The 3,706-nt window shown below is 73.2% G+C and carries 3 protein-coding genes; 2 read left to right on the forward strand and 1 reads right to left on the reverse strand.

Features of this window, described 5'->3' with window-relative positions; translation table 11 throughout:
- Positions 1-293 precede the first annotated feature (293 nt).
- Complete coding sequence (locus tag AC07FK_RS02765) at positions 294-560, forward strand: hypothetical protein (protein ID WP_479102557.1); 267 nt, start codon at positions 294-296, stop codon at positions 558-560.
- 15 nt (positions 561-575) lie between these two features.
- Here AC07FK_RS02765 and AC07FK_RS02770 read toward each other — a convergent pair whose 3' ends face one another.
- Positions 576-1,316: a ferritin-like fold-containing protein gene (locus AC07FK_RS02770; RefSeq protein WP_479101877.1), complete on the reverse strand. Its 741-nt coding sequence runs from the start codon at positions 1,314-1,316 to the stop codon at positions 576-578.
- Positions 1,317-1,790: 474 nt separating this feature from the next.
- Here AC07FK_RS02770 and AC07FK_RS02775 point away from each other — a divergent pair.
- The coding region (locus AC07FK_RS02775) for a DEAD/DEAH box helicase (protein ID WP_479101879.1) at positions 1,791-3,706 on the forward strand (1,916 nt) is incomplete at its 3' end.

The raw sequence follows: 3,706 nt of genomic DNA on the forward strand, positions 1-3,706 counted from the left end.
GGGGGGGTTGGGGTGAGTGGGGGGGGGGGGGCGGGGGAAGACACCAGAAAAACAACACAGCACCAACAGAGACGAACCCGTCCGGGGGGACCCCCCCACCGCCCCGGTTCCGTCTGCGCGTGCGCTGCGTGCCGTCCGCGTGCCGCCCTCGCGGTGCGGGCGCGGGCGTCCGCCGCCCGGTCACCCGTACGGGACCCTGTTCGGCGGTCCGGCGGAGGGTTGCCTTCCGCGACGTGGGGGTAGTACGGGCTACGACCCATCCGCACCCTGGCCGCACGGGAGGAACGCACGTGATCCTGCTGGAAGCTCTAGGCTCCATCGCCCTCGGCTTCGCCCTCGCCTGGGCGGCCGTCCACCGGCTCGGCGACCGGCTGCCCTCGCGGCGCGTCGTCCTGGCCGCGGGGCCGCTCGGGGCTCTGTTCGGTGCGTACGTCACCCACTCCGCACTCGGCCCGGGCCATGTCGTGGCGACGCTGATCGGCGCGGTGGCGGTGGGAGCGGTTCTGCTCTCGCTCCTCATCCGCCCCAGGGGCCGCATCCGCCGTTCGGCGGCGGCGTAGCGACCGTTTCCGGCGTTACGCCGCCAGGCCGAGCGCGGCCATGCGCTTGGTGTGCGCCTCGGTGATCCGCGAGAACATCCGGCCGACCTCCGCCAGGTCGAAGCCGTCGGCGACGCCGCCCACGAGCATCGTGGAGAGCGCGTCGCGGTCCGCCACCACCCGCTGGGCCTGCGAGAGCGCCTCGCCCATCAGCCTGCGCGCCCACAGCGCCAGCCGGCCGCCGCAGCGCGGGTCCGCCTCGATGGCGGCGCGCACCTTCTCCACCGCGAAGTTCCCGTGGCCCGTGTCGTCGAGCACGGCGAGCACCAGCGCGCGGGTGTCGGAATCGAGGCGCGCCGCGACCTCGCGGTAGAAGTCACTGGCGATCGAATCGCCGACATACGCCTTGACCAGGCCCTCAAGCCAGTCGGACGGCGCGGTCTGGCGGTGGAAGTCGTCGAGCGCCTTCGCGAACGGCTCCATGGCCGCCGTCGGCTCCTCGTCGATCGCGGTCAGCCGGTCCCGCAGCCGCTCGAAGTGGTGGAACTCCGCCGACGCCATCTTCGCCAGCTCGGCCTTGTCGGCGAGCGTCGGGGCGAGCTTGGCGTCCTCGGCGAGGCGCTCGAAGGCCGCCAGCTCTCCGTACGCGAGTGCTCCCAGCAGGTCCACGACCGCGGCGTGGTAGTTCGGCTCGGCGGACGCCGTCGCCCAGTCCTGGGCGGCGATGCCGGTCCGGGGCGTCTCTTCGGGTGCAGTGGCGTTGTCAGGCGTCTCCATGAACGGCACAATAGCCCGCCCTTCGCGGTGCGTAAGGGGCTGGTCAGCCACCACCCTCACCCCGATCCGGTAAATCGTACCGACACACCTGCGCGAATCCGGGGTACAGTGGTAAAGCGCTAGCAGAGTGCCCAGGGCACTTCGCGGCGCAATTGAATGAGGATGCCCGGTCGGTGGCCCGATCGGCTCCGACCCGACAGCCCTCCACGCGGGGCGTACCAAGGCGTACGACCGCAAGATGAGGGGCCCCCTCAGCGACATGAGCGCTTGAGCGACGGCATGTGGTCCCGCGCCCCCGGCCCGTAATTCCGGCCGGAAGAGAACCAGGCACGGTACGACCCCCATCGTTCGCCTCGCGTCGCGTCTCACAGAAGAGGCAGCACCCTGACTACGTTCCGAGACCTCGGGATCCTTTCCGAGACCGCCGAGGCCCTTGAGGCCGTCGGCATCACGTCCCCCTTTCCCATCCAGGAGATGACGCTCCCCGTCGCGCTCTCCGGCAGCGACGTCATCGGCCAGGCCAAGACCGGCACCGGCAAGACGCTCGGCTTCGGCCTTCCGCTGCTCGAGCGCGTGACCGTCCCCGCGGACGTCGAGGCCGGCCGGGCAGCTCCCGACAAGCTGACCGAGGCCCCGCAGGCGCTCGTCGTCGTGCCCACCCGTGAGCTGTGCCAGCAGGTCACCAACGACCTGCTGACCGCCGGCAAGGTGCGCAACGTCCGCGTGCTCGCCATCTACGGCGGCCGCGCCTACGAGCCGCAGGTCGAGGCGCTGAAGAAGGGCGTCGACATCGTCGTCGGCACGCCCGGGCGCCTGCTGGACCTCGCGGGCCAGAAGAAGCTCGACCTCTCCCACGTGCGCTCGCTCGTCCTCGACGAGGCCGACGAGATGCTCGACCTGGGCTTCCTGCCCGACGTCGAGAAGATCATGAAGATGCTGCCGCCGAAGCGCCAGACGATGCTCTTCTCGGCGACCATGCCGGGCGCCGTCATCGGTCTCGCCCGCCGGTACATGTCGCAGCCGACGCACATCAGCGCCACGTCGCCCGACGACGAGGGCGCGACCGTCGCGAACATCACGCAGCACGTGTTCCGCGCGCACAACATGGACAAGCCGGAGCTCGTCTCCCGCATCCTTCAGGCCGACGGCCGCGGTCTCGCGATGATCTTCTGCCGTACGAAGCGGACCGCCGCCGACATCGCCGAGCAGCTCGAGAAGCGCGGCTTCGCCTCCGGCGCCGTCCACGGCGACCTCGGGCAGGGCGCGCGCGAGCAGGCCCTGCGGGCGTTCCGCAACGGCAAGGTCGACGTGCTGGTGTGCACCGACGTCGCCGCACGCGGTATCGACGTCGAGGGTGTGACGCACGTCATCAACTACCAGTCGCCCGAGGACGAGAAGACGTATCTGCACCGGGTCGGCCGCACCGGCCGCGCGGGCGCGAAGGGCATCGCCGTCACGCTGGTCGACTGGGACGACATCCCGCGCTGGAAGCTCATCAACAAGGCGCTGGACCTGCCGTTCGACGAGCCGGAGGAGACGTACTCCACGTCGGCTCACCTGTTCGAGATCCTCAGCATCCCGGCCGGCACCAAGGGCATACTGCCCCGGGCCGACCGGACCCGCGCCGGTCTGCGCGCGGAAGAGGTCGAGGACCTCGGTGAGACGGGTGGCCGCGGGCGCAGGTCCGCGCCGGCCGCCGCCGCTCCGGCCGTCGCCGAGGAGCGTGCGCCGCGTACGCCGCGTCAGCGTCGCCGTACGCGCAACGGCGCGCCGCTGTCGGCCGACGAGGCGACGGCGGTGTCGCAGGCCCCCGCGGCCACGGAGAGCGCCGGGGCTCCCGCCGAGCCGCGTACTCCGCGCCGCCGTCGTCGCACCCGCGCGGCCGAGGCCGTCGTGGAGACGGTGGAGGCTCCGGTGCCCGCCCCCGAGGCGGAGCCCGAGGCTCCGAAGGCTCCCCGCCGCCGTACGCGCACCGCCAGGACGGCCGAGGCCGTCACCGAGGCGCCCGCGACCGCCGAGACCGAGGCCGCACCGGCCAAGGCCCCGCGCCGCCGCACCCGCGCCGCAGCCGCCGTGGACACCGTCGAGGCCCAGGTACCCGCCCCCGCGGTGGAAGCCGAGGCCCCGAAGGCCCCGCGCCGCCGCAGCCGTGCGGCGAAGGCCGCCGAGGCCGTGGACACCGTCGAGGCCCAGGTACCCGCCCCCGCGGCGGAGCCCGAGGCCCCGAAGGCCCCGCGCCGCCGTACGCGCACCGCCAAGACGGCCGAGGCCGTCACCGAGGCGCCCGCGACCGCCGAGACCGAGGCCGCACCGGCCAAGGCCCCGCGCCGCCGCACCCGCGCCGCAGCCGCCGTGGACACCGTCGAGGCCCAGGTACCCGCCCCCGCGGC

It is taken from the genome of Streptomyces sp. NPDC046122 (assembly GCF_056429965.1).